The sequence below is a fragment of the Rhizobium sp. N324 genome, assembly GCF_001664485.1.
Classification (GTDB): Bacteria; Pseudomonadota; Alphaproteobacteria; order Rhizobiales; family Rhizobiaceae; genus Rhizobium.
Genome location: NZ_CP013631.1, coordinates 89,005 through 111,504, shown reverse-complemented (window position 1 = coordinate 111,504; position 22,500 = coordinate 89,005). Strand labels below are relative to the sequence as shown.

The window sequence follows — 22,500 nt, the reverse complement described above, 5'->3', positions numbered from 1 at the left end:
CGACGCCGGGTTTCACCGGTTTATCGACCCCTCGGCACTTCCAAAAGAAACTCTCGACGACAACTGCGGGAGCCTCGGGGCAACAGCCGAAGATGACTGTCGCATCGACCAAAACGTTATTTTCCACCGCGCCGGAAGCCACGGTCGATGCATGATGCTTGTCCTGTTTCGCTAGACTTGGCTCAGACTGATGGTCAGAGAGGAAACGATATGCTTGAGTTGAAAGACAAGGACCTTTTCCAGCAGGCCGGCCTGATCGACGGGGTCTGGTCGCGTGCAGCCTCGGGCAAGACGGTGGATGTCGTCGATCCCGCCACTCAGGTAAACCTCGGCACCGTCCCGGACATGGGAACTGCCGAGACCCGCGCGGCGATCGACGCAGCCCAGGCCGCTTTCACCCTATGGAAGAAGCGGACGCATGCCGAGCGTGCGGTTCTGCTCGAGCGCTGGCATGCGCTGATGATCGACAATCTCGAAGATCTCGCCCTGCTCATCACCCTTGAACAGGGCAAGCCACTCGATGAATCCCGCGCCGAGGTCCGTTACGGCGCTTCCTTCGTCAAGTGGTTTGCCGAAGAGGCCCGCCGCATCGGCGGCCACACCATTCCCTCGCCGACGCTGGATCGCCGCATCGTCGTGCTCAAGGAAGCGGTCGGCGTCTGCGCCATCGTGACACCCTGGAATTTCCCGATCGCCATGATCACCCGAAAGGTGGCGCCCGCCCTGGCGGCCGGCTGTACGGTTGTCGTCAAGCCTTCGGAATTCACTCCCTATTCGGCGCTCGCCATGGGTATCCTTGCCGAGCGCGCCGGCATTCCGGCGGGTGTGATCAACATCGTCACCGGCATGCCGACGGCGATCGGCAACGAGTTGATGGAAAACCCGACGGTGCGCAAGATCTCCTTCACCGGCTCGACCCGGATCGGCTCGCTTCTGATGCGCGGCGCCGCCGACAGCGTCAAGCGGCTCTCCCTCGAACTTGGCGGCAATGCGCCGTTCATCGTCTTCGACGACGCCGATCTCGATCTCGCGGTCGAAGGCGCAATCGTCTCGAAGTTCCGCAACGGCGGCCAGACCTGCGTCTGCGCCAACCGCATCCTGGTGCAGGCCGGGGTCTATGATGCCTTCGCCGAAAAGCTCGGCGCCCGGGTCAACGCCATGAAGGTCGGCCCCGGAACAGAACCCGGCAATGTCATCGGCCCGATGATCAACACGGCGGCGATCGCGAAGATCACCCGCCATGTCGACGACGCTCTGGCCAAAGGCGCCAAGATCGCCGCAAGGGGCAGCTCCGTGGCGGAGGGTTCGCAATACGCCGCGCCGATGGTGCTGACCGGAGCGACGACCGATATGCTGCTTGCCAGCGAAGAAACCTTCGGCCCGGTTGCTCCGCTCTTCCGCTTCGAGACGGAAGACGAGGCGATCGCAATCGCCAACGGCACGCCCTTCGGCCTGGCTGCCTATTTCTACACCGAAAACCTGAGGCGCTCCTGGCGCGTCGGCGAAGCCCTCGAATTCGGCATGATCGGGCTCAACACCGGCGCCATCTCCACCGAAGTCGCCCCCTTCGGCGGCGTCAAACAGTCCGGCCTCGGGCGCGAGGGCGCGCAGGTTGGCATCGAAGAATATCTCGAAATGAAGAGTTTTCACATTGGCGGGCTGAGCTGAGCCTGCAGCGATTACGGGAGGAGAACCAGCAATGTGGCGCACGCGGGTGCGCCATTTTTGCAGCCATCGCTACACACGAGCGTTCGCAACCCTTCGGCGTCGGTCGGTCCGCGAGCACGGCCGATCACTTTAAAAGAAGCGCGGGCGGAAACGCCCGCGCTTTTTCTCGTACGGTTTAGAGACCGAAAACGCCCGGCAGGCCGGAAATGTCGGCGATCTCGACATAGCCATAGAACGGGTTGGCGGGTTCATGGCGGCGGTTGACCCACACCTTGTTCTTGATGCCGATATCGTTGGCCGACATATGGTCATAGCGGAACGACGAGGAGCAGTGCACGACATCGTCGGGGCCGCAGCCGAGCATGTCGAACATATATTCAAAGGCCTGCAGCCGCGGCTTGTAGGCTTGCGCCTGTTCGGCCGTGTAGACCGCATGGAACGGAGCGCCGAGCTTTTCGACATTCGACATGATCTGCGAATTCATGGCGTTCGACAGGATCACCAGCGGGATCTCCTTGGCGACCTTCGCAAGGCCGGCCGGCACATCGGCATGCGGACCCCAGGTCGGCACGCGCTCATAGACCGAGCGGGCGTCTTCGTCCCTGAACTTGATGCCGTTGCGTTTGCAGCTGCGCTCGATCGAATTGTGAACGACCTCGGCATAGGGCTTCCAGTCGCCCAGAACCTCGTCGAGGCGATAGGCGGCGAAGTTGCGGACGAACTCGGCCATGCGCGGCTCGTCGAGCTGATCGCTGTAAAGGTCGCGCGCCGCTTCCGCCATCTGGAAGTTGGTCAGCGTGCCGTAGCAGTCGAAGGTGATGTATTTCGGACGCGAGAGGGTCATGGACATATCCTTTGGAGGGTGGACCGGGGCATTTGAAGTCATGATAGACGCGGCCCGCCCCCCGGCTCGCCTGAATGTGGCGGCGATCGAAGCAGATTATTTCGTATCGAAAGGCGGCTTTGGCAGATGGTTGTGGATGCCGGGCGCGCTGGCGGCGGCCGAACGACGGGGAGGATGACCATGTCGTCCTCTATTATACGTGTCGATTTGATCGGCCCGCCGCACTCGCTCACCCGGCTTGCCGGCGTGCAGCGCATGTTGCCCGCGATCCGCCCGGTGACGCCTGCATGCCAGCATAAGATGCGGCGGGCGACAAAGGGAAAACGATAAGATACTGCTCAGGGCGCAGCCTTCAGACGATTAGCCAAGCCGCACTCCTTCACACTTCCACTCAGGAGAATAAGGGAAGTGTCATGCAGACAAGCCAGATCGACTTTGCCGCTTTCGGCAGCGAACACCTGGGTGCCGCCCTCAACCTGTCCCGGCAGGCGGGCTGGCCCCATCGCCCTGAAGACTGGCAGATGGCGTTTGCATTGAGCGAGGGCGTCGTCGCCATCGAGGGTGATAGGGTGGTGGGCACCGTGCTCGTCACCCCCTACAAACAGGACAGCGCCACGATCAACATGGTCATCGTCGATGAAGCCATGCGCGGCCGCGGTCTTGGCCGCAGGCTGATGCATGCTGCCATGGAGCTTGCCGGCGATCGCCCGCTCCGGCTTGTTGCGACCGCCGATGGCCTTCCTCTCTACGAGAAACTCGGCTTCCGCCAGACCGGCCGGATTCTGCAGCATCAGGGCACTGCAGCACAACTCGCCCGGCCGATCGCCACATCTACCGCCACCATGACCGATTTCACCGCGATCACCGAACTCGATCGACAGGCTTTCGGCGCCGATCGCGCCGATCTGCTCGAATATATCGCCAAGGCTGGCGAACTTGCCGTGCTCCGCCACAACGGGCGCATCACCGGTTTTGCGGCCCTTCGCACGTTCGGCCGCGGCGAGGTCATCGGCCCCGTCATTGCCGGCAACCTGGAGGACGCCAAGGCGCTCGTCACGCATTTCATCGCGCTGCGCCCCGGCGCCTTCCTGAGGGTCGACACCACGGCTGCCGCCGGTCTGTCCGATTGGCTGGCCGAACAGGGCCTCGCCCATGTCGGCGGCGGCATCGCCATGATGAAGCCACCGATTCCAGGCGCCGGACCCGTCGCCACCATCTTCGCCCTCGCCAGCCAGGCGCTCGGCTGATCCGGAGAATATCATGTACAGCAATTCCCTTGTCGAACTCGACCGCGCCCATCTCGTGCACCCCGTCGCCTCCTACCGCAATCACGAAAAGCTCGGCGTGCGCGTGCTCGCTTCGGCCAAAGGCGCGACGGTGACCGATGCTTCGGGCAAGCAGTTGGTCGACGGCTTTGCCGGCCTGTGGTGCGTCAATGCCGGTTACGGCCATGACTCGATCGTCGAGGCGGCGGCGCGGCAGATGCGCGAACTGCCCTATGCGACGACCTATTTCGGCCTCGGCTCGGAACCGGCGATCCGGCTTGCCGCGGCATTGGCCGAACGCGCGCCGGGCGACCTCAACCATGTCTACTTCACTCTGGGCGGATCCGATGCCGTCGACAGCACGATCCGGTTCATCCGCTATTACTGGATCGCCCGCGGCCAGCCGCAGCGCGACCAGTTCATCTCCATCGAGCAAGGCTATCACGGCTCATCGACTGTCGGGGCGGGACTGACGGCGCTTCCGCTGTTCCACGCCGGCTTCGGCATTCCCTTCGACTGGCAGCATAAGATCCCCTCGCACTACGCCTACCGCAACCCGGTAGGTCAGGACCCGCAGGCGATCATCAACGCCTCGCTCGCGGCCCTGCGCCGCAAGGTCGAAGAAGTCGGCCCCGAGCGGGTCGCCGCCTTTTATGCCGAACCCATTCAGGGGTCGGGCGGCGTTCTGGTGCCGCCGAAGGGTTGGATGAAGGCGATGCGCGCGCTTTGCAGCGAGCTCGGCATCCTCTTTGTCGCCGACGAAGTGATTACCGCTTTCGGCCGCACCGGCCCGCTCTTCGCGTGCGAGGAGGACGAGATCGTTCCTGATTTCATCACCACCGCAAAGGGTCTGACGTCGGCCTATGTGCCGATGGGCGCGGTCTTCATGGCCGACCATGTCTACCAGGCCATCGCGGATGGCGCCGGCGGCGCAGCCGTCGGCCACGGTTATACTTATTCGGCCCATCCCGTCAGCGCCGCTGTCGGCCTCGAAGTGCTGAATCTGTATGAAACGAGCCTGCTGGAGAACGGCCGGAAGGCCGGCGCGCGGCTGATGCACGGGCTTGAAAGCCTTAAAGACCATCCGCTTGTCGGCGACGTGCGCGGCCGCGGCATGCTGGCCGCCATCGAGCTGGTGGTCGACAAGGAAAAAAAGACGCCGCTGCCGGCAGCCGCCGATCCGGCGCGCCGGGTCTTCGACCGCGCCTGGGAAAATGGTCTGGTCATCCGCGCCTTCGCCAACGGCGTGCTCGGCTACGCGCCGCCGCTCTGCTGCACCGACGCCGACATCGACGCGATCATTGAGCGCACGCGCAAAACGCTGGATGACACCCTGGCCGACTCCGATGTACGCGCGGCTCTGAAGGGCTGAGCGTGGCCGGGCCGACGATCGAACGAGAGCAATTCCCGGCAAAGCACGAAGCGCTTTTGCCGGGAATTGCGTAAGAACAAGAGGTTAGAACGGTTCTGCGCTTTTCGTGAAAAGTTGAACCGCTCTAAAGCGGAAACAGGCTCGTCAATGGCATGTGCGATTTGACGATGGGCGATTTCAGGACGACGAAGCTGAAATACTTGTCGATGCCGATCTCCATATCGGAGAGCCGCTCCATGATTGTCTGGTATTCGCCGATCCCGGCCGTGACGAATTTCAAAAGATAGTCGTAGCCGCCGGAGACCAGATGGCATTCGATCACCTGGTCGATCTTCTCGACCGTCGTCAAAAATCGGGCAAAATCGATCTGCCGGTGGTTCTTCAGGGTGATCTCCGTGAACACGGTCAGCGTCTGGCCGAGTTTGGCGACATTGATCTGTGCGGAGTAACCCTCGATATAGCCTTCCGACTGCAGCTTCTTCACCCGCATCAGGCAGGGGCTCGGCGACAGGTTGACGAGCTCGGCGAGCTCGACATTGGTGACGCGGCCATTCTTCTGTAACTCATGCAGAATTTTTATATCGATCCGGTCGAGTTTCATCGCTCCACTCCGCCTGTCGAACCTGCCAACGCCGCAGCATATTCTGCCGCTACCTTCCCAACACTATCACATCGAAGGTGCGAGTCGATCGCGTTTCGCGGGCTTCGCGAGGGAGGAACAGCATGCGGCGCGACCTCCAACAGCATTTTATGCTGCTCGCTGGCGACGCGATGATCCTGCACGCGGCCGTGTTCTAGACATTGGAAGAATGGATCGCATCGCAAACTGCGTCCGTGACCTCTCTGGTCGTGGCGGTACCGCCGACATCGGGCGTGAGGATGCCCGCGCCGGTGACCGCTTCGACGGCGCGCATGAGACGAGCCGAGGCCTCCTGCTCGCCGAGATGGTCGAGCATCTGGGCGGCGGTCCAGAAAGTCGCGACAGGGTTGGCGATGCCCTTGCCGGCGATGTCGAAGGCCGAGCCATGGATCGGTTCGAACATCGAGGGAAAACGGCGCTGCGGATCGATATTCGCCGTGGGTGCAACCCCGATGCTGCCGGCGAGCGCGCCGGCGAGGTCGGAGAGGATGTCGGCATGCAGGTTGGTCGCGACGATCGTGTCGAGGCTCTGCGGTTTCAGCGTCATCCGCACTGTCATGGCGTCGACCAGCATCTTGTCCCAGGTAACGTCAGGAAATTCCGCAGCCACCTCGGCGGCGATCTCGTCCCACATGACCATGCCGTGGCGCTGGGCATTCGATTTGGTCACGACCGTCAGCAATTTGCGCGGCCGCGCCTGCGCCAGTCTGAAGGCGTAGCGCATGATGCGGGTGACGCCGACGCGGGTGAAAATGGCAACCTCGGTTCCGACCTCCTCCGGCAGGCCGCGATGGGCGCGGCCGCCATGGCCGGAATATTCGCCTTCGGAATTCTCGCGGACGATCACCCAATCGAGATCGCCGACGCCGCAGTTGCGCAGCGGAGGGATGATGCCTGGAAGGATCTTCGTCGGTCGGACATTGGCATATTGGTCAAAACCCTGGCAGATCGGCAGCCTAAGCCCCCAAAGAGTGATGTGATCGGGAACATCCGGCGCGCCGACGGCGCCGAAATAAATCGCGTCGAATTTCTTCAACTGCTCGAGCCCGTCCGACGGCATCATCACGCCGTACCTTTTGTAGTAGTCGGAGCCCCAGTCGAAGTGTTCGATGGCGAACCTAACGTCGCCGAGACGTTTTTCCAGACTTGCGAGCACCGTTCGCCCGGCGGCAATGACCTCGGGACCGATCCCGTCCGCAGGGATAGCCGCGATAGAATATTCACGCATCGATTTGCTCCGCCAACGTCTTCCCAGCCCTGCCCGATCAGTCTTACGCATTCTTCCTGAAGCCTAGTGCCGGTCCCTCGGTTTACTCAATGGCGAAAGAATTATATAAAATATGAATATAATAGGAGGCTGGCGTGTGGAGCTGGAGCAGTTGAGATGCTTCGTTGCCGTTGCCGAGGAGCTTCATTTCGGAAGGGCGGCGCAAAGGATCGGGTTGCTTCCGGCATCGCTCGGGCGTCATGTGCGCTTGCTGGAAGAGTCGGTCGGAAGTCAACTGCTGAGCCGCACGACCCGGAGCGTCTCACTGACCGAGGATGGAATAGCGCTTCTGGAAGAGGTCAGGCCGCTTCTCGCCCGGCTCGATGAACTCGGTCAAAAATTTCGCGCCAAGCAGCAGCGGCGCAGCCGCATCCTTCGAATCGGTACGATCGACAGCGCCGCCGCCGGCCTCCTTCCGACACTGATCCACGACTTTCGAGCCATCGCCCCCGATGTCAAAACCCAGCTGACGGAGGACAAATCCATTCGGCTCGTGCCCAAACTGCTGGCCGGAGGATTGGATCTGGCTTTCATCAGGCCGCGTCCGGGAATGAGCCGTCACCTGGCGGTCGAGGATCTGTTTTCCGAGACCACCGTCGTGGCGGTCCCGACCTCTCATGAACTCGCGGACCATAAGAGCGTCTCTGTCCTTGATCTGGCGAACGCACCGCTGATCGTCCCGGACAGACGATCCAGGCCGCACAGCTATGATTTGACGATGAACCTGTTTGCCGCAGCCGGCCTGCATCCTGATATCGCCCAAGTCGCCGATGAAAAACAAACCATCGTCAGCATGGTCGCCGCCGGCCTCGGCCTCGCCGTCGTCCCGCGATGGACATCCTCGCTTGCTTCAGCCGGCGTTCGCTTTCTGCCGGTCCAGGAGAGGGCAGGGCAGACGACGCCGAAACTGCCGCTGGCTGCAGCCTGGATGAAAGCCGTCCGCGATACGGAGCGAGATGCGCTGCTTGATCTCCTGAGGCGGAATCTCGAAAGATATTCGACAGCGGCCTGAGCATGCCGGTTTCTCGATCGCGCCGGTGTCGAATGAGTTGAAAGCATGCCGGGCAATTTCACGCCGATGATCGCTGCACAAGACGTCCGGGTAGAACAACTGTTTTGGCTTCGCGCTTGCCCGTGATCATTGCCACCATGGTGTCGATCATCTCATCGGCAGGCTGTTGGTAAGAAGTCAGTTGATAGGCCGGAGCGGCGCCGAGCTCGATATTGTCGAAGCCGACGATCGCCAGATCATCTGGCACGCGAAGCCCGAATTCGCTGCGGGCCACATCCATTGCTCCGAGCGCCAGAATGTCGTTTTCGCACATCAGCACATCGATGCGCGGGGAGGAGGAGGTGGCGCTCAGATAGGCGCGCGCCACCTTGGCACCGGCCTCCGCGCTGTAGCGCTCTGCGGCCAGCTCGACGACGCCATCGACACCCTTCCGCTGCCAGAATTGCATATAGTGGTGTCGTCGGCCGAGCGCGGTCGACAGGGTCTTTCCTCCCGTCATGAAGCCTGGACGGCGATATCCTCTCTCGAACAGGTAATTTACAATTTCGCCCAGAGCGAGTTCGGCATTGCAGGCGACGGCGGGAACCCCGGGGATCTGGCTATCTCGCGCAAGGACAAACATTGGCGGGAAACCGGGGCCAAGCCGTGGCCCCCCCAGCGTTTCCTCACGAAAGGCGGTTCCGAACAGAATGACGGCGTCGAACTGCCGCTGATCGGCGTTGATCAACGCATGGATGTGATCGAAATGGCGATTGATATTGATCAGCACGGTTAGGAGACCCTCCGCCTGCAGCCGCTCGGTCAGCATCTCCAGAACGGGGAGCTTATGTGGGTTGGCGAAGTCGTCGACGAAGACGGCGACCTGATGCGTAATGTTCGTCGCAAGGCTGCGAGCCAGCAGGTTGGGGGAGTAGTTCAGAGCCTCTGCCGCCTGAAGTACCTTCTGTCGGCTGGCATCTGTAATGGACGCACCCGGAGTGAAGGCGCGGATGACCGTCCATTTCGATACGCCAGCGGCGTCCGCCACCTCTTTTGCTGTCGCCCGCTTGCGCATCTACTGCCTCCTTGATTGGAATGAATATTCCACAAAAAAATAAAAATGGAATGGATGCTTGATTTTTATCGAGGATAAAGTAACTTTTCTCAACTTGCTACCGGGTGCAAAAGGAGTTGCAACCGGTAGCATCTGGAGATCCCTCCGGTGGGATCGTTTTGGGAGGTTAAAATGAAATTGGGTCTGAAATCACTTTTCGCAGGCACTGCCTTTGCGGCAGCGATCATCGCGTCTTCGGCGCTTGCCAATGCCGCCGACATTCGCATCGTTGCCGTCACTCACGGTCAAGCCAACGACCCCTTCTGGTCCGTTGTCAAGAACGGCGTGAGCGCAGCGGCCAAGGACATGGGTGCGAGTGTCGAATATCGTGCACCAGAAACGTTCGACATGGTGTCGATGGGGCAGCTTATCGATGCCGCGGTCAATCAAAAGCCGGATGGGTTGATCGTCTCCATTCCGGACGCCTCGGCACTCGGTCCTTCCATTAAGAAAGCCGTCGCCGCCGGGATCCCTGTCATCTCGATCAATTCCGGCTCCGATGTCTCGAAAGAGCTGGGAGCGCTTCTGCATGTCGGTCAGGACGAATATACCGCCGGCAAAGCCGCCGGCGCGAAGCTGCATGAGCTCGGCGGCAAGGAGGGCCTGTGCGTGAACCAGGAAGTCGGCAATGTTTCGCTCGATCTGCGTTGCAAGGGCTTTACAGATGGTTTCGGCGGCAAGGTCACGGTGCTTCCTGTCAGCAACGATCCTGCCGATGTTCGGGCGAAGGTCAAGGCAGCGCTGAGTTCCAACTCGGCCGTCGATACCGTTATGGCGCTCGGCGCAAGCACAGCTGGTGAACCGGCGTTGGCAGCCGTCGAAGATGTCGGCATGACCGGCAAGATCAAGGTGGCAACCTTCGACCTTTCGGCCGATTTTCTGAAGGCGGTTGCAGACGGCAAGGCCGCTTTCGCTATCGATCAGCAGCAATTCCTTCAGGGCTATCTGCCCGTCGTGTTTCTGGCCAACTACGCCAAATACGGGCTCATCCCGGGTGGCAACGTTCCCTCCGGTCCGAACCTGATCACCAAGGAAAAGGCCGCTCAGGTGGTCGATCTTTCCGCCAAGGGGATTCGCTGATCGAGATTGCCGAAAGGCATCCTCCTCGAAGTTCCTCCCCGTTACCGGGGGAGGGGCTTTGGTTCGATGGAACGCGCTGCGAGGCAGCGCAGCTGAAGCGCTAAATCACATTCACAGGGAGAAATCATGGCTTCGCTTGAGCAGAAAGCGGCGGTCGCGCCGAAAGCCGATGAGCGCATCAAGCAGGTGGGTTTTCTGACGCAACTGATGCGCCGGCCCGAGCTAGGAGCCGTGGCCGGCCTGGTGCTCGTCATCGTATTTTTCTTTCTCACCGCAGACCCCACGATGTTTTCGCTTTCGGGCGTGATGACGATCATGGCGCCGGCCTCCCAATTGGGGATTCTCGCTATCGCGGCCGCGCTCCTGATGATCGGCGGCGAGTTCGATCTCTCGATCGGGTCTATGGTCGCCTTCGCAGGACTGATCTTTGGTGTCATCCTGACGAACTTCGGGCAGCCATTGTCGGTCGCCATCGTGATGACGATGCTTTTCGCTGCCTTCATGGGCGCGATCAACGGACAGATCGTGATCCATACGCGTCTGCCATCCTTTATCGTGACGCTGGCCTTCCTCTTTATTCTCCGTGGCCTGACGCTTGTCGGCCTGAAATGGGCGACGGGTGGCTCGACGCAGCTCCGCGGCATCAGTGACCATGTCAAAGACAGCCCGCTGCTTGGAATTTTCTCCGGCGAAGCCCTGAAGGGCGCCTTCTTATGGTTGGCCGACCATGATCTGATCGACAAGTTCCCCAATGGCGTGCCGAAGGTCACGGGTGTTCCGGTTTCCGTCTTGTGGTTCGTAGCCCTTGCCCTGCTTGCGACCTGGGTCTTATTGCGTACGCGCACCGGCAACTGGGTCTTTGCGGCCGGCGGCGATCCCAATGCGGCGAGGAACTCGGGTGTCCCGGTTCACAGGGTCAAAACCGGCCTCTTTGCGTTGACGGCATGTGCGGCGGCTCTGGTCGCGATCATCACCGTACTCGATGCTGGTTCCACCGACGCCAGGCGCGGATTTCAGAAGGAATTCGAAGCTATCATCGCGGCCGTCATCGGCGGATGTCTGCTCACCGGCGGGTACGGCTCGGCAATCGGCGCCTTCTTCGGTGCGATTATCTTCGGCTCGGTTTCGATCGGCCTGACCTATACCAAGTTCGACTCCGACTGGTTTCAGGTCTTCCTGGGCTCAATGCTGCTGTTGGCAGTGCTCTTCAACAATTTCATTCGCCGCAAGGTTACCGGGGAGCGCTGATCATGGTTGATTTCAACATTCGAACTCCGGTCATCGAAGTAACCGATATCGTCAAGCACTACGGTTCGGTGATCGCATTGAACGGCGTTTCCATGCAAGTCTCAGCCGGGGAGGTGCTTTGCCTTCTGGGAGACAACGGCGCGGGCAAATCCACGCTGATCAAGACGCTATCCGGCGTTGTCCGCCCGAGCGGTGGCGAGTTCCGGGTGGAGGGAAAGCCGGTCGATTTCAGGAGCCCCCGGGACGCCCTCGATGCGGGGATCGCGACCGTCTATCAGGATCTGGCGATGATTCCCCTGATGTCGATCACCCGCAATTTCTTCATGGGGCGGGAACCTCGCAGAGGTGTCTTCCCATTCCGCCACATCGACTTCGATCACTGCAATGATGTCACGCGCGAGGAAATGCGCAAGATCGGCATCGATATCCGTGATCCCAACCAGGCCGTCGGCACGCTTTCCGGCGGTGAACGCCAGTGCGTAGCCATCGCACGAGCAGTCTATTTCGGTGCCAAGATCCTGATCCTGGACGAACCGACCTCGGCACTCGGTGTGGCGCAGACCTCCATGGTGTTGAAATACATCCATCAGGTCCGGCAGAAAGGATTGGGTGTAATCTTTATTACCCACAATGTCCGCCACGCCTATGCGGTGGCCGACCGTTTCACCATCCTCAACCGCGGTCAAACGCTTGGCACCTACGCAAAGGCGAACATCGCGATGGACGAACTCCAGAACCTGATGGCCGGTGGCAAGGAGTTGCAGCAGTTGTCCGAAGAACTCGGCGGCACGATCTAGCCTGGAATCACACCACAGGCGGTGCTCGACCAGAACAGCGACGCCTTTCATTCACGCAACAACGATGGAACACGATCATGAACGATCGATCACGAGAAGATTTGCCAACATTTTCGCTCGCCGCCTGTGCGGAAATGCTCTGGCGCGACAAGGCGATCGAGTGGCGAGCCTCCCGCCTCAAGGAACTGGGTTTTGGCGTTGGTCTATGGAATTGGCCGGATCACGATCTGAACAAGCTGGAAGCAACGGGCGCGACCTTCACGATCATGAACGGATATCTCTCCGGCCGTCTGACGGACGACGAAGGTGCTGCCGAACTTCTCAAGACAGCACGCGAAACGGCGCAGATCGGTAAGCGGCTCGGCGTGCAAAGGCTCAATCTGCACGGCACCGGTCTGGGAGATGGAGGTTTGCCGGCCCAGCCGGTCGACGTCTTGACCGGCGCCATGTGGTTAAAGGCGCGCGACACCCTCTGCCGTGTCGCCGACATGGCCGAAGAAGAGGGCGTCATCTTCACCCTCGAAAACCTCAATCTTCCGGTCGATCATCCGGGCGTGCCATTCGGGCGTGCCGAAGACACGCTGGCGCTCGTCTCAAGCGTCAATCATCCGCGGGTCCGCCTCAATCTCGATCTCTACCATGCCCAGATTGGGGAGGGAAACCTGATCGAGCTTTGCCGCAACTGCCTGCCTTGGATCGGCGAAATCCAGGTGGCCGATGTGCCCGGCCGCTGCGAGCTAGGTACCGGCGAGGTCAACTACAAGATGATCGCACGCGCGCTCAAGGACATGGGCTATCGCGGCGCCATCGGCATGGAAGCTTGGGCTTCCGGCGAGGATGAGGCAGCGCTCGACCGCTTCCGCGATGCCTTCACGGTTTGAACGATCCGACAGTTAACGCTTACGAATACGGAGAAATGATCAATGATCAGGTTTGGAGTGATCGGCGCCGGACGGATAGGCAAGGTACATGCCGCCACCATCGCGGCGAACCCGAAGGCAAAGCTCGTTTATGTGGCCGACGCCTTCAGGGCCACGGCAGAAGCGCTTGCTGCCCAGACAGGCACCGAGGTCGCTGACGCAGAGGATATCGTCAAGTCCCCGGCGGTGGATGCGATCCTGATAGCAACGCCGACATCAAGTCATGCCGATCTCATCGAGGCGGCTTCGAAGGCCGGCAAAGCGATCCTCTGCGAAAAGCCGGTATCCTTGTCGGTCGAACGCATCAATTCCTGCCTAGACCTTGTCGAAAAGAACAATTCCACCCTGATGATCGGCTTCAATCGGCGGTTCGATCCCAACTTCGCCAGTGTGGAGGCGCGGCTGCGTCGCGGCGATGTCGGCGACATCGAAATCGTCACCATCACCAGCCGTGACCCCGCTCCACCGCCAGCCGAATACGTCAAATCCTCCGGTGGCCTGTTCCGTGACATGATGATTCACGACCTCGATATGGCCCGCTTCCTCATGGGCGAGGAATTCGTCGTGGTAAACGCGCTTGGATCGTCTCTCGTCGACAAGGCGATCGGGGCCGAGGGCGATGTGGATACTGCCGCGGTTCAGATGCAGACGGCGTCGGGTCGAATCGCTGTCATCACCAATTCGCGCCGGGCAACCTATGGCTACGATCAACGCATCGAAGTCCATGGTTCTGCCGGCATGCTGGCGGCACGGAATATCCAGGCAACCAGTGTCGAGCTTTCCAACGCCAGCGGTGTCAGCGGCGACCCCGTCCAATATTTCTTCCTTGAGCGCTATGCGCAGGCCTACGCCAACGAGATCAATGCCTTCATCGAAGCGATCGACAATGGCCACCGGTCGCCGCGGCCGAGCGGATTTGACGGATTGCAAGCGCAGAAACTCGCGGAAGCCGCAACCAAGAGCTGGCAAACCGGCAAACCGGTGGCGGTCGATTGATGGAAAGGAACGGGTGCGAACCGATAGCGCTCCACGCGTCATCGGTTCGCACCCGGCGTATCGCCTAACCTGTGCAGATCATCCGGCGCTGCGCATGACCTCAATCCTAGATAACGCCCTCAAGAGGCAGAAGCCCATGAAGCAGGCCACCATTAGTCCTCCTGAGACATTGGAGGAGTTGAAATCGCTGATCGCGAGACGTCAGATTGTCTTTCCCGATCGACTTGAGCAAGTTGCCAGACGAGTCATTGAACGACCGGAGATGGTCGCTTTCGAAAGCGCGGCAGAAATCTCGCGCAGCTGCAAGGTGTCTCCAACAACGGTTTTGCGCCTGGCACAGCACTGCGGACTACAAACATTCGCTGAATTGCGGGCGATGATGAGAAATCATCTTCGGAAGGCTGCCATGACCCATGGTGAGGTGATTGAGTGATCGAAAGCTTGCGCGACCATCCTGTTCGGGCCGACCGGTAGGGGGCGCCAATTGCTTTTCACTGCGGAGCCCCGAGCGATCGGATTTGCTTGAAAGCTCGGTTAAAGCGATGTATATCCATATGCATATACAAAGGAGTTCCAATGCCCCATCTCCGGCACAATGAAACCACCCCGCCACGGGAGGCTAAGCTTTTCCGAAACAACAAAAGCCAAGCTGTGCGAATTCCGGCTGACTTTGAATTGCCCGGCGACCGAGTGATGATCCACAGGGATGGTGATCGGCTCATCCTAGAGCCGGTCCGACGCAAGAACCTCCTAGAAGTACTAGCCGGTTTGCAGCCGCTTGGTCCCGAAGATCAGTTCCCGGATGTTGACGAGACCTTGCTTCCCGCGAAGGATATCGACTTGTGACCAGCCTTTATATGCTGGACACCAATATCGTGTCCGAGCTTGCTCGAAACCCGAGGGGCGTTGTCGCTCGACGCATCGCTGAGGTCGGCGCGGAAGCAATCTGCGTCAGCATCATCACGGCATCTGAGTTGCGCTACGGTTGCGCCAAGAAAGGATCGGCGAAACTTCTCGCACAGATCGAGGCCATCCTTGGGAGCATCCCCGTGCTGGCACTGGATGTGCCCGCCGACGCCCAGTATGGCGTCATCCGGGCGGAACTAGAGACCTGTGGCAAACCTATCGGTCCGAATGACCTCTTCATTGCCGCGCATGCATGCGCCTTGGGAGCAGTTCTTGTGACGGCGAACCTCGGAGAGTTCGTGCGCGTGCGCGCTTTGCAGGTCGAGAACTGGTTGGATTGAATGCGACCAACACGAGTTGAGTCCATCGGCAGCGACGAGTTCCATAATTCCCATTACGCAAGAAGTGCAATCTTTAATTGCGAACAATCCTTCACACCCTCGCTGCATCGCAGATCTTTTTACCAACAACATGTTGATATATATAACTGTTATTTGGCTTGCCTTTGCACATCGCGTGGGCGGGCGCTTCTTTCGTCTTGAGATGATCGTATATTAAAGATTGCAATCTCCCTACAAAGCGTCATCGCCATGAGCGCTTCGCTGCGGGTCGTATGCAGGTGGATGGTGCCGGCGACGTCTTTGACGCGCACCCCATTTCGATCGCCAGCGCAACGAGTTCGGAAACACCCGCCCCACTGCCTGCACGCCGAGAACTGCTTTTGGCTTGCCAGGAAGCTTGTCGATGCAGGTCACTGCAGCTGCTGTCGGATCATCGGCAAAGCCAGGGTGAGGAGCACGGCGAAAACCATGACGACGCCATAAGGCACCTTCCGGCTCGCCCGGATTTCCGCGATGCGCATGAAAAAAGCGAGATGTGCGACGGGCAACGGCACCGGCAGCCGCAGAGCCAGGAGCGTCAGAATGCCGAGGACAAGGAGGAAAAACGAAAACGGCAGGATTCCGTGCCATCCGACAAAAAGGCCGATCGGCAGGAAAAGCTTGGCGTCTCCTGCGCCGAACAGCCGGAGTGCCCAGAGCACCACCCCAAGCAGGAACATCAGCAGGCCGGCCCCGACGTCGCCGCCAATTCCGCTCGAAGCAAACAGCGCAGCGCCGACATCTTCGGAGCTGAGAATCACAGCCGCCGCGCGCAATACATAGAGTGTTACGAGGGCAAGAACGAGCGTGTTGGGGATTTTCCATGTGCGGAAATCTGTCCAGGCGGCGTAGAGAAAAAGTAATACTGAAAGATAGTTAATAACGGCGACCAGTTTCAGCATGAAAATCAACCTCTTTGGGTTATTTAACCTATCTTTGCGTTCAATTTCATTCAATGGCTGCGACGCTAGCTGGTATTTACTGCGCACTATTCGGACTTTGGTCTTAACTATAAAAGTATAGATGTATATCTTCCATGTATAAAACAATTGACTAATTTAGACTTAACAGATTATTAATACAACCAGTCGAAGGGGCGGTCTCGACGACAACGCGGCCGGGGGAAATACGGCGCACAACTTACCTGGGAGGTAATTCTCGATGAAAGCATTTGTAAACTGCGTACGCGCTTTCGCGCGGGAAGAAGACGGCGTCGCACTTACCGAATACCTCATTCTGCTCGCCTTGCTGGTCGGCGGCGTGATCGGGGCGGTGACATTGGCCGGCACCAATCTGGCCACCGTTTGGAACGGCTGGGCAGGCTGGTTTACGACCAATCTGACCGCTCCAGCAGCCTGATATCGGCGTACGAAGAAGCGAGGGGTTTTGTTAACCCCTCTCTTCTAAATTAGAAGCAATGAATGGATGCGTTCCGTCCAGTGTAGCGAGTAACTGCGATGCGTTCTTCAACGATTTTAAGTCTCGTTATTGCGTTTGTCCTCGCAGCAGCAGCAGTTTTCGGCATGCGCGAGTATCTCTCCGATCAGAAGGCCCGGTTGCTGGCGATGAGCGGCGTGAAGGCCGAGGAGCGGACACTCGTTGTCGCCGCCAAACCGATGCGCTTCGGCGACCGGATCCGGCCCGAAAATCTCAGGGCCATCCCATGGCCCTCCAATGAAACACCCGCAGGTTCGTTCGTCAGCATCGAGACCGTCGTCGGCAGCGATGCCCAACCGCGTTATGCGATGGCGGCGATCGATCCCGGCGAGCCGGTACTCTCCTCGAAAATCACCGGCGCCGGCGAACGCGCCACGCTGTCGGCGGCCCTCGACCAGGGCATGAAGGCCGTTTCCATCCGTGTCAACGACGTGCTCGGCGTTGCCGGCTTCGTCAGGCCTTCCGATCGCGTCGACGTGCTTCTGACGCGGGTCGTGCGGGGGCCGGCCGGCAACGATCAGACCTTCGTCGACGTGCTGCTGCAAGGCGTCAAGGTGCTGGCGGTGGACCAGACGGCAGACGAACGCAAGGACGAACCATCCGTCGTCAAAACCGTGACCTTCGAGGTCACGACCGATGAGGCCCAGCGCCTTACCCTCGGCTCCAGCATCGGCACGCTCTCGCTGGCGCTTCGCAATATTGCCTCTGCCTCCGTCGAGCAGACCCGGCCGATCACGGTCGCCGACCTCGGTGGCGGGGCGATGGCGACGGAACTCGGCAATGATTTGGAAAAGAATAAGTTGCCAGAACCTGAAAAACAAGTGCAGATTGTAGAACAAAAGGTCGAACCGGTGTTGCCGGTTGAGCCGAAATGGGTGACGGTGGGGGTCTGGAACACGACGAAGCGCGAGGAGCACCGAGTCGGCCTGGTCCAGTGATGTTGTTTAGCCGGCATGCCGCAGATGCGGCCAGCCGAACGAGGGGGCTAAAGCAGGCATGGCGAATGGCAAGAGAAGAATCGCAAGGACGAAAAGCCTTGCGGCACTGGCGGCAGTATTTTCGGCCTGTGTGTGTTTAGGGCCCGGATTTGCAGGCTGCGCCAACGCACAGGAAAAATCGGTCACCTTAGGCAAATCGGTCCAGCGCGTGACCTTGCCTCCGAATGCGACGCTGACGCTCAATACCGGCCAGGCCTTCGGCGATCTCGTCATCGGCAGCGCCGATATGATCGACGTGGTGCCGCTTTCCGACAAGTCGCTGTTCATCCGCGGCAAGAAGATCGGCGCCACCAATATCTCGGTCTATGGCGACGACAAATCGCTTCTCGGTGTCATCGATGTCCGGGTTGCCAGCGATTTCAGTGAAGTCGCCGCCGCCATTCGTTCTGCCGCGCCCTCGGCCCGGGTTATCGTGGCCAATTCCAGCGACCGCATTCGCCTGACAGGCATAGTCCGTGACGGCGTCGAATTGCAGCGGGTGATGGACATCGCCCAGTCCTATTCCGACCAACCGGTGCTGAACCAGTTGCGCGTCAGTGACAGTCAGCAGGTGATGCTGGAGGTCCGTGTCATCGAAGCCTCGCGCCAGACGGGTCGCGACCTCGGGATCGGCTGGTCCGGGCGCGGCAACAACGGCATCGGCAAGGCAACGACCAGCCAGGGTATTACCGTGAACGATGACGGCAACCTGGCCCGCTCCCTTCTTGACCCCAAGGGTGCGGCAACGGGTATGCTGCCCTTCGGCCAGTTGATCGCCAAAGTGCTGGAAATCTCGGGCGGCCACATCGACGTGGTCATCAACGCGCTCGAGCAGAAGGGATTGGTGCGTCGCCTGGCTCAGCCGAACCTCATCGCAATGAGCGGCTCGACGGCCAGCTTCCATGCCGGCGGCGAAGTGCCGATCCTGAAGACGACCAACAACGGGACGACAGTCGCCACCGAGACGGACTATCGCCCCTTCGGTGTGCGGCTGACCTTCAAGCCGGTGGTTCTTGATGACGGGCTCATCAATCTGGAGATCGAGCCTGAGGTTTCCGAGCTTGATCCGTCGATCAACGTCAACGGCAATCCGGGTTTCATCTCGCGCGCGGCCAGTACCACGGTCGCACTTCGCGACGGCCAGAGCTTTGCCTTGGCGGGCCTGCTGCAGTCGATCAACGCGAAGGACATCCAGCAATTGCCGGGTCTCGGGAAGATACCGATCCTCGGCGCACTGTTCCGTTCGACGAGTTTCCAGAAGAAGGAATCCGACCTGGTGATCGTCGTGACCCCGCACATCGTGCGGCCGGCTCGTCCGGGCGAAGACCTCTACAGTCCGCTCGATCAGACGCGTTCGTCCAACGATGTCGAGCTTTTCGCGCTCGGTGTCCTGGAAGTCGACAAGGACATGCTCCGGCGCTTTCGCAATGGCGAAGGTGTGACCGGGCCTTATGGCCATCGTCTCGACCTGAACCAGGGAGGCCAGGTTGTTGCTACAAAACGCTAAGCGCGTCCTTCTCGTCCTTGCCGCTGCCGGCCTCACTTCCGGCTGCGCCGACTACATGAACCATCGCGACACGATCACCTTCGGGGCCGGGAACGCCATGGAAGCAAACAAGGCCATCCACACCGAGGATCCGTTCCCGCCGGAAGCCCAGCGAACCCATATCGCAAGCGACGGCAAGGTGGTCCGCAGGGTGATGACTGAGTATCAGAACGGCGGGGCGGTGGTCATTGAGCCGTCGCCGGCCATGGAGGCCAACGGTGCGTCCGGTGGGGCCACCGTCAGCCAATAGCCGTTCGAAAGGCATGAACGGCGGCAGCGCGCCGGAAGGGGAAATGCACGAAACAGGGTCGTCACGGCGAAAGCCGTGATGGGGTAGGCCAATGCTGAGCAGGGTTGTCAGACGGTTCTGGAATGATCATCGTGGCTATGTCATCGCCTTGACGCTCATCGCCATGCCCATGCTTCTCGGTTTTTCGCTGCTGGTCATCGATGTCGGCCGCAGCAGCAACCTGCATACCGATCTCCAGAACGCGGTCGATGCGATGGCACTGGCCGGAGCCCGCGAACTCGATGGCCGCGACGATGCCATTTCGAGGGCGCAGACGGCGATCGAGAAAATCGCCAATAGCGCGGCTTTTTCCGGAGGCGGGGCCGGCATGTCGCTCGGCTCGCACATCAGCGTCACCTATGACGCCGGAAACGACGCCGGCAGCACGGTCACAGTGCTCTTTCTGAAGAACATCCCGGCCAACGACGATACGCCGATCCCGTCTTCGATGGAAACGACAGTGGCCAGCGAAGCGTCCTACGCCTGGGTCATCGCCAAGCCGCAGGCGATGCAGACGATCTTTCCGGTCCCGGTCGGCTTTACCCGCAGCACAATCAACATCGCTGCCGATGCCGTGGCGGTATACCACGCCAGCGCCTGCGACGTGACGCCGATCTTTATCTGCAATCCCTACGAGCCGGCGGGCAATACGAGCGAGGCCGCCAGCCAGCAGGCGGCGACGGATCTCCACACCAACTTCGCGGCTGGCAATCTCTACGGCCGACAGATCGAAATGTACAGCACGTCCTCCGCCAATCCCGGGCCTGGCAATTTCGGATTCCTGCGGACGCCGCTGGGCAATGGTGCGAACGTGATGGCAGAGGCTCTGGCCACCGGCAATCCGGGGGCCTGTTATACCCAGGACAGCCTCGATACCAAGACGGGTGCCATGGCAGGACCCGTTGAAGCTGGCGTCAATACGCGCTTCGGTATTTATGAGGGGTCGTTCAAGGGCTCGCGCGGGGACAGCCGCTATCGCCCGGCCCAGAACGTCCGCTCCGCGCAAAAGCAAACAGGGCAGAACGGCTGCAAAGGCTACGACCCGGCGATGGTCGGCAGCACGGTCGGCGATGTCACCAAGGCGGTGCCTTTGGGCTACGGCGCAACCATGAGCCCCCTCGGCGGCGGCAAGATCAGCACCGGCAACAATTGGAACTACGCAAACTACTGGAGTGTCGCCCAGGGAGGCACGGCGCCGTCGGTCAGCGCGATCCTCGGCAACTATTCCAGCTATCCCCCGGGGGCCACCGGAACGCCGAGCCGGCCCTCTGCCTATGATGTCTATCGTTACGAGCTCAATACCGCGGCGCTGCTCAACCATGCCTCTGCGAACGGCGAGGTCGGTACGCCGACGACCGGCGGCGGTCAGTGCTATTCGGGACCTGCTCTCTCGAACTACACGGGTAGCGAGTACGGCGATCGCCGAGAGATTTTCGCCGCAATCGTCAATTGCGGCTACGAGGCATCGGTGGGCCATCTGAATGGTCAGAAACAGACGCAGGCGGTTGCCTTTGCGCGCATGTTCATGACCAAACCGGCGATCAAGGCCGGTAGCGAGCGCTATCTTTCGCTCGAGGTGATCGACATCTCGGGCATGGGTGGCCGCGGGACGCTGGACGAATTCCTGCGGGAAGAAGCGGAACTGGTCAGATGATGGCGCTCCGCAACTTTATCCGGCATCGGCTTTGCCCAGGCTTCTGGCGGCAGGAGGAAGGCGCGGTGCTTGCCGAAGCGCTGCTCGCCATCCCCTTCGTGACGCTCTTTGCGGCTGGAATACTAGAATTCGGCAGTATCTTCTGGGAGCGTATGCAGATCGACGCAGGCTTGCGCGATGCGGGGCGTTACCTCTCGCGATGCCGGCCGCTGTCGGGAACCTATGTGCCGACCTGCAATCAGGCGACTGCGAAGACGATCGCCTTTTACGGAACGCAAACGCCCGCGGCAGGCGCCACACCCCGCGTCCCCGGCTGGACCAACCCTGCCGACATCACCATCACCGCACCCGATGCGGATGGGAACATCACCATTTCCACGGCTCATCTCTACCAGAGTTCGCCGGTGTTCAGCTTTCTCGGAATCGACGCCATCACCATCAGTTCCTTCCATGAAGAGAGGTACATCGGATGGTGATCCCTAGGGCAATCAAGGCATTCTGGCAGGATAACAGCGGTGTCAGCCTCGTCGAAGCATTGCTGACCTTTCCGATCGTCATGCTGGTGTTCGCCGCCTTCATCGAGTTCGGCTATGCCATGTCGCAGTGGAACCAGACGGTCAAGGCGCTGCAATATGGTGCTCGCCTGGCGGCCGTATCCGATCCGTTGACGACGAATTTCAATGCCGCTTTCCCAACCGACGCTGCCGATCCGCTCAACAACGGCAAAGCGGCGCCGAACGATGCCACGATATCCTCGACTTGCGGACCAGCTCTTGCGAACTGCAGTACGGCGGCATTGAACCGGATTGTGCTCGGAAGCGACGGCGTCTGCAACGCGGGAACCGATCCTCACCCCGGCATTTGCGACCTCAACTGGCGCATCACCCCGGATAAGCTGATGGTCACCTATCAGCGATCGGGGCTCGGCTATTGGGGCCGGCCGGACGGGCCTGTGCTGACGATGCGGCTCGAGGTGCGCGATATCACCTTCGATCTGCCGGTGCTCGGCGGCCTGTTGGGACTGAACGACGTCACCATCCCGGCCCACCCGGTGACGATCACGACGGAAGATCTGAAGACGTGCTCCACCTGCTGACTCCTTAATTTAC

24 protein-coding genes are annotated in these 22,500 nt (G+C 60.3%); 19 read left to right on the top strand and 5 right to left on the bottom strand.

Annotated elements, in window-relative coordinates; all coding sequences use genetic code 11:
* Positions 1-210 precede the first annotated feature (210 nt).
* Entirely contained in the window at positions 211-1,668 is a 1,458-nt protein-coding gene (locus tag AMK05_RS22815) for an NAD-dependent succinate-semialdehyde dehydrogenase (protein WP_064841587.1), read from the top strand.
* Between the two features lie 175 nt (positions 1,669-1,843).
* Here AMK05_RS22815 and AMK05_RS22810 read toward each other — a convergent pair whose 3' ends face one another.
* Positions 1,844-2,512 carry a haloacid dehalogenase type II gene (locus AMK05_RS22810; protein WP_064841586.1) on the bottom strand — a complete coding sequence of 223 codons (669 nt, stop codon included), beginning with the start codon at positions 2,510-2,512 and terminating at the stop codon, positions 1,844-1,846.
* 413 nt (positions 2,513-2,925) lie between these two features.
* Between AMK05_RS22810 and AMK05_RS22800 the strand changes: the two genes are divergently transcribed.
* Both AMK05_RS22800 and AMK05_RS22795 read left to right on the top strand, forming a co-directional pair.
* A complete protein-coding gene (locus tag AMK05_RS22800) occupies positions 2,926-3,759 on the top strand; it encodes a GNAT family N-acetyltransferase (RefSeq protein WP_064841584.1) in 834 nt (277 codons plus the stop codon).
* Between the two features lie 13 nt (positions 3,760-3,772).
* A complete protein-coding gene (locus tag AMK05_RS22795) occupies positions 3,773-5,149 on the top strand; it encodes an aspartate aminotransferase family protein (RefSeq protein WP_064841583.1) in 1,377 nt (458 codons plus the stop codon).
* Positions 5,150-5,273: 124 nt separating this feature from the next.
* Here AMK05_RS22795 and AMK05_RS22790 read toward each other — a convergent pair whose 3' ends face one another.
* Together AMK05_RS22790 and AMK05_RS22785 are read right to left on the bottom strand one after the other, a co-directional pair.
* Complete coding sequence (locus AMK05_RS22790) at positions 5,274-5,750, bottom strand: Lrp/AsnC family transcriptional regulator (RefSeq protein WP_003577877.1); 477 nt, start codon at positions 5,748-5,750, stop codon at positions 5,274-5,276.
* 193 nt (positions 5,751-5,943) lie between these two features.
* Positions 5,944-7,017 carry a tartrate dehydrogenase gene (locus AMK05_RS22785; protein WP_064841582.1) on the bottom strand — a complete coding sequence of 358 codons (1,074 nt, stop codon included), beginning with the start codon at positions 7,015-7,017 and terminating at the stop codon, positions 5,944-5,946.
* A 136-nt stretch (positions 7,018-7,153) separates the two neighbouring features.
* Here AMK05_RS22785 and AMK05_RS22780 point away from each other — a divergent pair, with 136 nt between their 5' ends.
* Positions 7,154-8,068, top strand: a complete 915-nt coding sequence (locus AMK05_RS22780; RefSeq protein WP_064841581.1) for a LysR family transcriptional regulator — start codon at positions 7,154-7,156, stop codon at positions 8,066-8,068.
* A 58-nt stretch (positions 8,069-8,126) separates the two neighbouring features.
* Here AMK05_RS22780 and AMK05_RS22775 read toward each other — a convergent pair whose 3' ends face one another.
* On the bottom strand, positions 8,127-9,122 hold the full coding sequence (locus AMK05_RS22775) for a LacI family DNA-binding transcriptional regulator (RefSeq protein WP_064841580.1): 996 nt from the start codon (positions 9,120-9,122) through the stop codon (positions 8,127-8,129).
* Positions 9,123-9,293: 171 nt separating this feature from the next.
* Here AMK05_RS22775 and AMK05_RS22770 point away from each other — a divergent pair, with 171 nt between their 5' ends.
* From AMK05_RS22770 to AMK05_RS22735, 8 genes are all read left to right on the top strand, one after another.
* Positions 9,294-10,241, top strand: a complete 948-nt coding sequence (locus AMK05_RS22770; protein ID WP_064841579.1) for a sugar ABC transporter substrate-binding protein — start codon at positions 9,294-9,296, stop codon at positions 10,239-10,241.
* A 126-nt stretch (positions 10,242-10,367) separates the two neighbouring features.
* On the top strand, positions 10,368-11,489 hold the full coding sequence (locus AMK05_RS22765) for an ABC transporter permease (protein WP_064841578.1): 1,122 nt from the start codon (positions 10,368-10,370) through the stop codon (positions 11,487-11,489).
* Positions 11,490-11,491: 2 nt separating this feature from the next.
* Positions 11,492-12,286, top strand: a complete 795-nt coding sequence (locus AMK05_RS22760) for an ATP-binding cassette domain-containing protein (protein ID WP_064841577.1) — start codon at positions 11,492-11,494, stop codon at positions 12,284-12,286.
* Positions 12,287-12,363: 77 nt separating this feature from the next.
* Positions 12,364-13,167 (top strand): TIM barrel protein, encoded by an 804-nt coding sequence (locus tag AMK05_RS22755; protein ID WP_064841576.1) that lies wholly within the window; start codon positions 12,364-12,366, stop codon positions 13,165-13,167.
* Positions 13,168-13,209: 42 nt separating this feature from the next.
* Positions 13,210-14,202: an inositol 2-dehydrogenase gene (gene iolG, locus AMK05_RS22750; RefSeq protein ID WP_064841575.1), complete on the top strand. Its 993-nt coding sequence runs from the start codon at positions 13,210-13,212 to the stop codon at positions 14,200-14,202.
* A gap of 136 nt (positions 14,203-14,338) precedes the next feature.
* Positions 14,339-14,635, top strand: a complete 297-nt coding sequence (locus AMK05_RS22745) for a MurR/RpiR family transcriptional regulator (RefSeq protein ID WP_064841767.1) — start codon at positions 14,339-14,341, stop codon at positions 14,633-14,635.
* Positions 14,636-14,778: 143 nt separating this feature from the next.
* Positions 14,779-15,048 carry an antitoxin gene (locus AMK05_RS22740; RefSeq protein WP_064841574.1) on the top strand — a complete coding sequence of 90 codons (270 nt, stop codon included), beginning with the start codon at positions 14,779-14,781 and terminating at the stop codon, positions 15,046-15,048.
* The gene (locus AMK05_RS22735; protein WP_064841573.1) at positions 15,045-15,449 is read left to right on the top strand and encodes a type II toxin-antitoxin system VapC family toxin; all 405 of its coding nucleotides are present in this window, start codon (positions 15,045-15,047) and stop codon (positions 15,447-15,449) included. Before AMK05_RS22740 ends, AMK05_RS22735 begins: the two co-directional genes overlap by 4 nt.
* Before the next feature lie 410 nt (positions 15,450-15,859).
* On the opposite strand, the gene AMK05_RS22730 is transcribed toward AMK05_RS22735, so the two are convergent.
* Positions 15,860-16,390, bottom strand: a complete 531-nt coding sequence (locus AMK05_RS22730) for a prepilin peptidase (protein WP_064841766.1) — start codon at positions 16,388-16,390, stop codon at positions 15,860-15,862.
* A gap of 259 nt (positions 16,391-16,649) precedes the next feature.
* Between AMK05_RS22730 and AMK05_RS22725 the strand changes: the two genes are divergently transcribed.
* From AMK05_RS22725 to AMK05_RS22695, 7 genes are all read left to right on the top strand, one after another.
* Positions 16,650-16,847 (top strand): Flp family type IVb pilin, encoded by a 198-nt coding sequence (locus tag AMK05_RS22725; protein WP_064841572.1) that lies wholly within the window; start codon positions 16,650-16,652, stop codon positions 16,845-16,847.
* 98 nt (positions 16,848-16,945) lie between these two features.
* Positions 16,946-17,863, top strand: coding sequence for a Flp pilus assembly protein CpaB (cpaB, locus tag AMK05_RS22720; RefSeq protein ID WP_064841571.1), 918 nt, complete (start codon positions 16,946-16,948; stop codon positions 17,861-17,863).
* A 58-nt stretch (positions 17,864-17,921) separates the two neighbouring features.
* Positions 17,922-19,409, top strand: coding sequence for a type II and III secretion system protein family protein (locus tag AMK05_RS22715; RefSeq protein WP_064841570.1), 1,488 nt, complete (start codon positions 17,922-17,924; stop codon positions 19,407-19,409).
* The gene (locus AMK05_RS22710) at positions 19,393-19,698 is read left to right on the top strand and encodes a hypothetical protein (protein ID WP_064841765.1); all 306 of its coding nucleotides are present in this window, start codon (positions 19,393-19,395) and stop codon (positions 19,696-19,698) included. Before AMK05_RS22715 ends, AMK05_RS22710 begins: the two co-directional genes overlap by 17 nt.
* A gap of 91 nt (positions 19,699-19,789) precedes the next feature.
* Positions 19,790-21,391, top strand: a complete 1,602-nt coding sequence (locus tag AMK05_RS22705) for a TadE/TadG family type IV pilus assembly protein (RefSeq protein WP_064841569.1) — start codon at positions 19,790-19,792, stop codon at positions 21,389-21,391.
* Positions 21,388-21,867, top strand: a complete 480-nt coding sequence (locus tag AMK05_RS22700; RefSeq protein WP_064841568.1) for a TadE/TadG family type IV pilus assembly protein — start codon at positions 21,388-21,390, stop codon at positions 21,865-21,867. The genes AMK05_RS22705 and AMK05_RS22700 overlap by 4 nt, the downstream gene beginning before the upstream one ends.
* A complete protein-coding gene (locus tag AMK05_RS22695; RefSeq protein ID WP_064841567.1) occupies positions 21,861-22,487 on the top strand; it encodes a TadE/TadG family type IV pilus assembly protein in 627 nt (208 codons plus the stop codon). Before AMK05_RS22700 ends, AMK05_RS22695 begins: the two co-directional genes overlap by 7 nt.
* Positions 22,488-22,500 lie beyond the last annotated feature (13 nt).

What these genes read in the sequence shown, in the direction of transcription:
- AMK05_RS22815 (WP_064841587.1), top strand. Translation starts at nt 211, where the DNA reads ATGCTTGAGTTGAAAGACAAGGACCTTTTCCAGCAGGCCGGCCTGATC.
- AMK05_RS22810 (WP_064841586.1), bottom strand. Translation starts at nt 2,512, where the DNA reads ATGACCCTCTCGCGTCCGAAATACATCACCTTCGACTGCTACGGCACG.
- AMK05_RS22800 (WP_064841584.1), top strand. Translation starts at nt 2,926, where the DNA reads ATGCAGACAAGCCAGATCGACTTTGCCGCTTTCGGCAGCGAACACCTG.
- AMK05_RS22795 (WP_064841583.1), top strand. Translation starts at nt 3,773, where the DNA reads ATGTACAGCAATTCCCTTGTCGAACTCGACCGCGCCCATCTCGTGCAC.
- AMK05_RS22790 (WP_003577877.1), bottom strand. Translation starts at nt 5,750, where the DNA reads ATGAAACTCGACCGGATCGATATAAAAATTCTGCATGAGTTACAGAAG.
- AMK05_RS22785 (WP_064841582.1), bottom strand. Translation starts at nt 7,017, where the DNA reads ATGCGTGAATATTCTATCGCGGCTATCCCTGCGGACGGGATCGGTCCC.
- AMK05_RS22775 (WP_064841580.1), bottom strand. Translation starts at nt 9,122, where the DNA reads ATGCGCAAGCGGGCGACAGCAAAAGAGGTGGCGGACGCCGCTGGCGTA.
- AMK05_RS22770 (WP_064841579.1), top strand. Translation starts at nt 9,294, where the DNA reads ATGAAATTGGGTCTGAAATCACTTTTCGCAGGCACTGCCTTTGCGGCA.
- AMK05_RS22765 (WP_064841578.1), top strand. Translation starts at nt 10,368, where the DNA reads ATGGCTTCGCTTGAGCAGAAAGCGGCGGTCGCGCCGAAAGCCGATGAG.
- AMK05_RS22760 (WP_064841577.1), top strand. Translation starts at nt 11,492, where the DNA reads ATGGTTGATTTCAACATTCGAACTCCGGTCATCGAAGTAACCGATATC.
- AMK05_RS22755 (WP_064841576.1), top strand. Translation starts at nt 12,364, where the DNA reads ATGAACGATCGATCACGAGAAGATTTGCCAACATTTTCGCTCGCCGCC.
- iolG (WP_064841575.1), top strand. Translation starts at nt 13,210, where the DNA reads ATGATCAGGTTTGGAGTGATCGGCGCCGGACGGATAGGCAAGGTACAT.
- AMK05_RS22745 (WP_064841767.1), top strand. Translation starts at nt 14,339, where the DNA reads ATGAAGCAGGCCACCATTAGTCCTCCTGAGACATTGGAGGAGTTGAAA.
- AMK05_RS22740 (WP_064841574.1), top strand. Translation starts at nt 14,779, where the DNA reads ATGCCCCATCTCCGGCACAATGAAACCACCCCGCCACGGGAGGCTAAG.
- AMK05_RS22730 (WP_064841766.1), bottom strand. Translation starts at nt 16,390, where the DNA reads ATGCTGAAACTGGTCGCCGTTATTAACTATCTTTCAGTATTACTTTTT.
- AMK05_RS22725 (WP_064841572.1), top strand. Translation starts at nt 16,650, where the DNA reads ATGAAAGCATTTGTAAACTGCGTACGCGCTTTCGCGCGGGAAGAAGAC.
- cpaB (WP_064841571.1), top strand. Translation starts at nt 16,946, where the DNA reads ATGCGTTCTTCAACGATTTTAAGTCTCGTTATTGCGTTTGTCCTCGCA.
- AMK05_RS22715 (WP_064841570.1), top strand. Translation starts at nt 17,922, where the DNA reads ATGGCGAATGGCAAGAGAAGAATCGCAAGGACGAAAAGCCTTGCGGCA.
- AMK05_RS22705 (WP_064841569.1), top strand. Translation starts at nt 19,790, where the DNA reads ATGCTGAGCAGGGTTGTCAGACGGTTCTGGAATGATCATCGTGGCTAT.
- AMK05_RS22700 (WP_064841568.1), top strand. Translation starts at nt 21,388, where the DNA reads ATGATGGCGCTCCGCAACTTTATCCGGCATCGGCTTTGCCCAGGCTTC.
- AMK05_RS22695 (WP_064841567.1), top strand. Translation starts at nt 21,861, where the DNA reads ATGGTGATCCCTAGGGCAATCAAGGCATTCTGGCAGGATAACAGCGGT.